This window comes from Mycobacterium arosiense ATCC BAA-1401 = DSM 45069, from assembly GCF_002086125.1.
Classification (GTDB): domain Bacteria; phylum Actinomycetota; class Actinomycetes; order Mycobacteriales; family Mycobacteriaceae; genus Mycobacterium; species Mycobacterium arosiense.
Map to the genome: position 1 here is coordinate 20333 of NZ_MVHG01000070.1, position 7685 is coordinate 28017.

At 69.2% G+C, this 7685-nt stretch carries 6 protein-coding genes; 3 read left to right on the forward strand and 3 right to left on the reverse strand.

Translation table 11 applies throughout. The annotated features are described in order from the left end of the window. Nucleotides 1-2640: an FHA domain-containing protein gene (locus BST14_RS21105; protein ID WP_083066316.1), complete on the reverse strand. Its 2640-nt coding sequence runs from the start codon at nucleotides 2638-2640 to the stop codon at nucleotides 1-3. A 30-nt stretch (nucleotides 2641-2670) separates the two neighbouring features. After that, nucleotides 2671-3888 (reverse strand): NADH:flavin oxidoreductase, encoded by a 1218-nt coding sequence (locus tag BST14_RS21110; protein ID WP_083066308.1) that lies wholly within the window; start codon nucleotides 3886-3888, stop codon nucleotides 2671-2673. Between the two features lie 299 nt (nucleotides 3889-4187). On the opposite strand from BST14_RS21110, the gene BST14_RS21120 reads away from it, so the two are divergent. Next, complete coding sequence (locus BST14_RS21120; RefSeq protein ID WP_083066309.1) at nucleotides 4188-5033, forward strand: bifunctional methylenetetrahydrofolate dehydrogenase/methenyltetrahydrofolate cyclohydrolase; 846 nt, start codon at nucleotides 4188-4190, stop codon at nucleotides 5031-5033. Then, nucleotides 5030-5311, forward strand: a complete 282-nt coding sequence (locus tag BST14_RS21125) for a DUF3017 domain-containing protein (RefSeq protein ID WP_083066310.1) — start codon at nucleotides 5030-5032, stop codon at nucleotides 5309-5311. Before BST14_RS21120 ends, BST14_RS21125 begins: the two co-directional genes overlap by 4 nt. On the opposite strand, the gene BST14_RS21130 is transcribed toward BST14_RS21125, so the two are convergent. After that, nucleotides 5308-5853, reverse strand: coding sequence for a DUF732 domain-containing protein (locus BST14_RS21130; protein WP_211280780.1), 546 nt, complete (start codon nucleotides 5851-5853; stop codon nucleotides 5308-5310). The two genes, BST14_RS21125 and BST14_RS21130, sit on opposite strands and share 4 nt — an antisense overlap. Nucleotides 5854-6113: 260 nt before the next feature. Between BST14_RS21130 and BST14_RS21135 the strand changes: the two genes are divergently transcribed. After that, nucleotides 6114-7559 (forward strand): FAD-binding oxidoreductase, encoded by a 1446-nt coding sequence (locus tag BST14_RS21135; RefSeq protein ID WP_083066312.1) that lies wholly within the window; start codon nucleotides 6114-6116, stop codon nucleotides 7557-7559. Nucleotides 7560-7685 lie beyond the last annotated feature (126 nt).

Genomic DNA, 7685 nt, shown 5'->3' on the forward strand with positions numbered 1-7685 from the left:
TTAGCGCTTCAGCCGGATGTGCCAGCGGACGAAGCCGGTATAGCCGATCGACAGCGCCGCGAGCATGAGCATGTCGAACACGAAGATGTGTTTGGAGTGCTGCCAGATCGGGTCGTTGGTGGGGATCTGCTTGACCTTGACCAGCGACGGGAAGTCGATCGAGGAGGCGCCCGCGGCGTAGCCCCACCGGGCGGGCGTCAGCCACGCCAGCTGCTCGAGGCCGATGCGCTGATACACCGGGATCATGCCGCTGGAGAACACCAGCTGCGACATGATCGACACCACCAGCAGCGGCATGATCTGTTCGTTGGACTGCGCCAGGGCCGACAGCAGCAGGCCCAGCATGGCCGACGCCACACAGGTGCCCGCGACCGTGACGAACAGCGAGAAGGTCGAGTTGCCGAGAAACTGTGGATGCGCCGTCGGCGCCCCCTTGCCCAGCCGCACGATGATGGTGGCGATCGCCGCCTGGCCGGTGGCGAAGACGCAGAACACCGCGATCTTGGCCAGCAGGTAGGCGGTGGTGGACAGGCCGACCGCCTGCTCCCGCCGGAAGATGGCTCGCTCGCCGATCAGATCGCGAATGGTCAGCGCGGTCCCCATGAAGACGGCACCGATGTTGAGCAGCACCATGATGTACTGCGGCTGCGTCGGCGCGGGCCCCATCGGGTCGGCCGGGCCGAGGCCGGGGTGGGGCCCCTTCACCGTCAGCGATAACGCGCCGATGAGGAACGGAAGGACCGCCAGAAAGATCGTGTAGCCGCGGTCGGACACGACCAGGCGAACCTGGCGCCGGGCGATCGTGGACAGTTGCCGGAACAGGTCGGTCTGGGGTGGTTCGCCCAGATCCGCCGGGCTCTCCGGGGTCGGTGGCTGCGACGACTGCTGGTTGCGCTCCTTGAAGCGGCGGTTGGCCTCGTCCGGATCGGCACCGACCTTGGCGAAGATGTCGGCCCAGTTGCGGGTCCCCATGGCGGCCTCGACCTGATCCGGCGGCCCGCAGAACGCGGTCTTACCGCCGGGCGCGACCAGCAGGATCTGATCGCACACGTCCAGATACGACACCGAGTGGGTGACCACCAGCACGACGCGGCCCGCGTCGGCCAGCTGGCGCAGCATCAGCATGACCTGGCGGTCCAGCGCCGGATCGAGGCCGGACGTCGGCTCGTCCAGCAGCAGCAGCGACGGCTGGGTGAGCAGCTCGAGGGCGACCGAGGCGCGCTTGCGCTGGCCGCCGGAGAGCTTGTCCACCCGGGTTTCGGCGTGCCGGGTCATGTCGAGTTCCTCGAGCACCTGCGCGACGACGCGGGCTCGCTCCTCTTTGCTGGTGTCGGGTGGCAGGCGCAGCTCCGCCGCGTAATTCAGCGCCTGATTGACCGTCAGCTGGCGGTGCACCACGTCGTCCTGTGGGACCATGCCGATCCTGCTGCGCATCGAGGCGTACTCGGTGTGGATGTTGTGGCCCTCGAAGGTCACGGTGCCCGACGTCGGGCTGGTGTAGCCGACGATCAGCCGCGACAGCGTGGTCTTGCCCGCGCCCGACCCGCCGATGATGGCCGTCAGCGTTCCGGGCCGCGCGGTCAGCGAGATGTGGTCGAGCAGCTGCTTGCCGTGGTCGACGGTGTAGCAGACGGAGTTGACCTCGAGCCCGCCGGTGCGGGTGGCCGCCTCGGTGCGCCGGACCAGGTTGTCGCCGGTGAACACCAAGTCGACGTTGCCGATGGTGACGACGTCGCCCTCGGTCAGCACCGCCGACCCGACCCGGACACCGTTGACGAACGTTCCGTTCACGCTGTGCGCGTCGCGGACCTCGGTGCCCAGCGGCGTCTGGATCAAGAAGGCGTGGTGGCGCGAGGCCAGGACGTCCTGGATGACGATGTCGTTGTCGGTGGCCCGGCCGATGGTTTGCGACCCGGCCGGCTTCTGGATGGCGCCGGAGCGCGAGGGCAGCAGCGCCTGGAACATCTTCGTGGCCAGGTTCGCCACCTCGGGCGGCTTCGCAGAGACGGGGGCCATCTGGGTTTGCGGGGTCCCGACGGCCGGCATCTGCGCGATCGGCGGGGCGGCGTGCGGCGGCGGCGCGCCGTGCGGGAACGCGGGCGGGCGGGCACCGCCGCCGCCGTACATCGTTTGTCCCGGCGGGTGTTGGCGCTGCACGGGTGCCGGCTGCGGCCGTCGCGGCGGCGCCGCCCAGCTCGGCGCGCGGCCCGGCGGCGGCGGTGGCGCCGCGGCCGGCGGGGCCGGTTGCGCCGACCACGCCGCGGCCTTGGGCGGCGCCGCCACCGGGATGTTCATCGATTCGGTGCGGGGCGGGCGCCCGGCCATGCCCTGGTGGCGGCCGACATCGAACGTCAGCAGCGGTCCGTCCGGGTTGCCGATGTTGAGGGTCTGCCCGTCGTGGATCTCCACCACCGGTACCCGCCGGCCGTTGACGAAAGTCCCGTTGAGCGAACCGTTGTCGATGGCCAGCCACTTGCCCTGGTCGAAACGCAGCAGCAGGTGGGCACGCGAAATCAGCGGGTGGGTGATACGCATGTCCGCTCGCAGATCGCGCCCGACTACTACGTCGTGGCCCGCTGCGAAGGTGCGTTCCGATCCTTCGTGGTGGACGGTTAGCGTTGGCGGGGCTGGTGCTGACATCGCCACAACTGTAGCTTGCGCCCCTGTGGATTACCGGGCAGCGCCAACTGCCACATCGGGCGCGCCGGTGACCACGCAGTGCGTCCGGGTGTAGATCGTTGGCATGCACTGATTGCAATGCGTGCAGGCCGAAAGCACCTGGTGCCCGGCACCGTCCGCGGCGATCCGGTTGATCAGATCCGGCTCGGCCAGCAGCGCGCGGGCCATGGCAACGAACTCGAATCCCTCCGCCATCGCCAGGTCCATCGTCTCGCGGTTGGTGATGCCGCCGAGCAGGATCAGCGGCAGCTTCAGCTCGGCGCGGAACAGCTTGGCGTCGCGCAAGAGATACGCCTCGCGGTAGGGGTACTCGCGCAAAAACTTCTTACCCGTCATGCGCATGCCCCAGCGCAGCGGCGGCTTGAACGCCGCGGCGAACTCCTTGAGCGGCGCGTCACCGCGGAACAGATACATCGGGTTGACCAGCGAGCTGCCCGCGGTGAGTTCGATCGCGTCCAGGCCGCCATCTTCCTCCAGCCACTTGGCGGTGGTCAGCGACTCCTCGGTGCTGATGCCGCCGCGAACGCCGTCGGCCATGTTCAGCTTCGCGGTCACCGCGATGGGGGTGCCCTCCTTTTCCACCGCGCGCCGAACGGCCATCACCATGCCGCGGGCGACCTTGGCCCGGTTTTCCAGCGATCCGCCGAACTCGTCGTCGCGGCGGTTGATCAGCGGGGACAAAAACGAGCTCGCCAAATAGTTGTGGCCCAGGTGGATTTCGACGGCATCGAAGCCGGCCTCGATGGCCAGCCGGGCGGCGTTCGCGTGCCCGGCGATCACCTCGTCGATGTCCTCGCGGGTCGCCTTCTTGGCGAAGCGCATCCCGATGGGGTTGAAGAACCGGACCGGCGCCAGGGCCTTGGCCTTGTTGGACTTGGCGTTGGCCACCGGGCCGGCGTGGCCGATCTGCGCGCTGACCGCCGCGCCCTCGGCGTGGATCGCGTCGGTGAGCCGGCGGAAGCCGGGCACCGCCTCCGGCCGCATCCAGATGCCGTTGCCCTCGGTGCGCCCGCCGGGGGAGACGGCGCAGTAGGCGACCGTCGTCATGCCGACCCCGCCGGCGGCCGGTTGCCGGTGGTATTCGATGAGGTCGTCGGTCACCAGCGCCTCCGGCGTGCGAGCCTCGAACGTGGCGGACTTGATGGTGCGGTTACGCAGCGTGACCGGCCCGAGCTTCGCGGGGCTGAGCACGTCCGGGGGACTAGCCATACCCGGGAGCCTAATGGCGATCGCAAGCGCGGCGAAGCCGGGCGCGGCGGGTCGCCATCGTCGGTATCTGGCGATCGCAAGCGCGGCGAAGCCGGGCGCGGCGGGTCGCCATCGTCGGTATCTGGCGATCGCAAGCGCGGCGAAGCCGGGCGCGGCGGGTCGCCATCGTCGGTATCTGGCGATCGCAAGCGCGGCGAAGCCGGGCGCGGCGGGTCGCCATCGTCGGTATCTGGCGATCGCAAGCGCGGCGAAGCCGGGCGCGGCGGGTCGCCATCGTCGAGGTCTGCCAGACTGTCAGCGTGGGAGCAATCACGCTGGACGGCAAGGCCACCCGCGACGAAATCTTCGTCGACCTCAAAAAGCGGGTGACCGCTTTGACCGCGTCGGGCCGCACCCCGGGGCTGGGCACCATCTTGGTGGGTGATGACCCCGGCTCACAGGCGTACGTGCGGGGCAAGCACGCCGATTGCGCGAAGGTCGGCATCACCTCGATCCGCCGCGACCTACCCGCCGACATCAGCGCCGACACGCTCAACGAGACCATCGACGAGCTCAATGCCAACCCGGATTGCACCGGTTACATCGTGCAGCTGCCGCTGCCCAAGCACCTGGACGAGAACGCGGCGCTGGAACGGGTCGACCCGAACAAGGACGCCGACGGTCTGCACCCGACCAACCTGGGCCGGCTGGTGCTCAACAACCCGGCCCCGCTGCCGTGCACCCCCCGCGGCATCGTGCATCTGTTGCGCCGCTACGACGTGGAGATCGCCGGGGCGCACGTGGTGGTCATCGGCCGTGGTGTCACCGTCGGCCGACCGCTCGGCCTGCTGCTGACCCGTCGCTCCGAGAACGCGACGGTGACGTTGTGCCACACCGGAACTCGCGATCTGCCGGCCCTGACCAGGCAGGCCGACATCATCGTCGCCGCCGTCGGCGTGGCGCACATGGTGACCGCCGACATGGTGCGTCCCGGCGCCGCGGTGCTCGACGTCGGCGTCAGCCGGGTGGACGGCAAGCTCGCCGGCGACGTCCACCCCGACGTCTGGGAGGTGGCCGGCCACGTGTCGCCGAATCCGGGCGGAGTCGGCCCGCTGACCCGCGCGTTCCTGCTGACCAATGTCGTCGAACTGGCCGAGCGGGGATGACCGCGCGGACCCTGCTGCGGGCCCAGTGGCCAATTCTGTTGGTGGGCCTGATCTTTGCGACGGCGTTGGCGTTGGTGGGGGCCAACTTCTGGCGTCGCGGTTCGTTGTTAATCGGCGTCGGTGTCGGCGTGGCGGCGCTGCTGCGGTTGCTGCTGTCCGAGGACCGCGCCGGCCTTCTGGTGGTGCGCGGCAAGGGAATCGACTTCGTGACCACCGCGGCGGTCGCGGCCGTGATGTTCTATATCGCGTGGACCATCGACCCGCTGGGCACCCGCTAGTACGTCGGCAGAGCCGGGACCTGCCCGGGCATTCCCGGAATCTGCCCCGTCATGCCCGGGACCTGCCCGGCCATCCCGGGAATCTGGCCCGCCATCCCGGGCATCTGGCTCGTCATCCCCGGGACTTGTCCGGGCATGCCGGGAACCTGTGGCATGGCGCCGGACAGGTTGCCGTTGGCGATGTTTGCCATCTCCTCGGGGCAGTACGTCTGGATCGCGATCGTGGTGAACATGCGGGCCATCGTGGGCGACATGCCCCGGCCCGCGACGCTGGACGCGGCCGCCGCGAAATTGCCGCCCGGCTGGGCCAGCATCGGGCAGATTGATTCGCCCACGGACATCGCGTTGCCGGGCTCGCCGAAGTCGATGCCGGCGTGGTTGAGCGCGTCGATGAAGTCGTCGCCGTTGCCCTCCGCCTCGGCCGGCGCCGCAAGCGCCGAGGCCACGGTCAGCAGGGCGGCGGCCGCGGCCAGCAGGCGGATGGTGAAGGGCTGATGACGCAAAACCCAGATCCTTTGATGAGTTCGTGCAAGTGCCTTCACGCCAGCCTCCCCGTCCGCCATGGAGTGCGTCTGAGGCACTCGAATCACGCCTACGAACTCTGAGCCATGACTGTCACGTTTACGACACGGTGAGGTGAAGGTTCGCACAATAAGCGTTTCGTGAGGTCGCGGCCAGCGCGGCGTCCGTTATTACGCTCCCCCGATTGTGCAAGGCCGCTCGGCCGATCGAGGCCACACTGTGACTTAACACGGGCGGCGGCACCGGACTTCTCGGCGGGAGATCAACCAGAATCCGCCCCATGACGACCCGCTCGACCCATCACGAGATCTCGCGTCAGACGTTTCTTCGCGGCGCCGTAACGTTGGCGACGGGAGCAATGTTCGGCGCCGCCCCGGCGGCCGCGGACCCCGCCGGCTGGGGTCAGCTGGCCTCCTCGATCGGCGGCAGCGTGCTGTTGCCGGCCAACGGCGCCCAATTCTCCACCGGGAAAGAAGTTTTCAACTCGCTCTACAACGGCTCCAATCCCGCTGCGGTAGTTCGGGTTTCGTCACAGGCGGATGTGCAGAAGGCGGTCGCCTTCGCGAAGGCCAACAACCTCAAGATCGCACCGCGCGGCGGCGGTCATTCGTACGTCGGTGCGTCCAGCGCCAACGGCATCGTGGTGCTGGATCTGCGCGGCCTGCCAGGCGGGGCGAACTTCGACGGCAACAGCGTCACGGTGACTCCGGCGACCAATCTGTATGCGGTACATCAGGCCCTGGCCGGCGCGGGCCGCGCCGTTCCCGTGGGCACCTGTCCGACCGTCGGCATGGCGGGGCTCGCGCTGGGCGGCGGTGTGGGGGCCGACGCCCGGCGTGCCGGGCTCACCTGCGACGCGCTGCAATCCGCGACCGTGGTGTTGCCCAGCGGCGACGTGGTCACCGCGTCGGCCGGCGACAACCCGGATCTGTTCTGGGCCTTGCGTGGTGGGGGTGGCGGCAATTTCGGGGTGACGACCTCGATGACCTTCGCGACCTTCGCCACCGCGGACAGCGACCTGGTCCGGCTGGACTTCCCGCCGTCGTCGGCGGTGCAGGTGCTCACCGGCTGGCAGTCCTGGCTGGCGGGCGCGGACCGCAACACCTGGGGGATGGTCGATCTGTCGGTCGGCTCGGCACAGGCGAATTGCCATGTGCTGGCGACGTGTCCGGCCGGGACGGGTTCCGGTGTGGCCGACGCCCTGAAATCGGCGGTGGGGTTGGCGCCCAGCGCCGTGACCAACAAGACGCTGAGCCACATGGACCTGGTGAATTATCTGGCCGGTGGCAGCGCGACCAGCCCGGCGCGCGGCTTCGTGGCCGGCTCCGATGTGATCGGGCCGATGACTTCCGCTGCGGCCCACGCCATTGCGACCGCGGCCGGGCAGTGGCCGGCCTCCGGGGCGGGGCAGGCCTCGGTCCTGATCGACCCGCTGGGCGGCGCGGTCGCCGACGTCGCGCCGGGCGACACCGCGTTTCCGTGGCGCACTCAGTCCGCGGTGGTGCAGTGGTACGTCGAGCCCGCCGCCACCCAGGTCTCCGCAGCCAACACCTGGGTGGGCGCCGCGCATCAAGCGGTACAACAGTTCTCGGTCGGCGGCTACGTCAACTACCTGGAGGCCAACACCGCGCCGACGCGCTACTACGGCCCGAACCTGTCGCGGCTGACGACCGTCCGGCAGAAGTACGACCCCAACCGGCTGATGTTCTCGGGGCTGGATTTTTAGCGAAATCAATTGCGCGAGTGTGAATCTATGGCGGCTTGTGGGCCGGGTTATGTCGGTGGGGGTGGCTAGTTTGAGGGTGTGGGAGCAGTGGTTGATCGCGAGGCGCTGTCGTCGGCGTTGGACGCG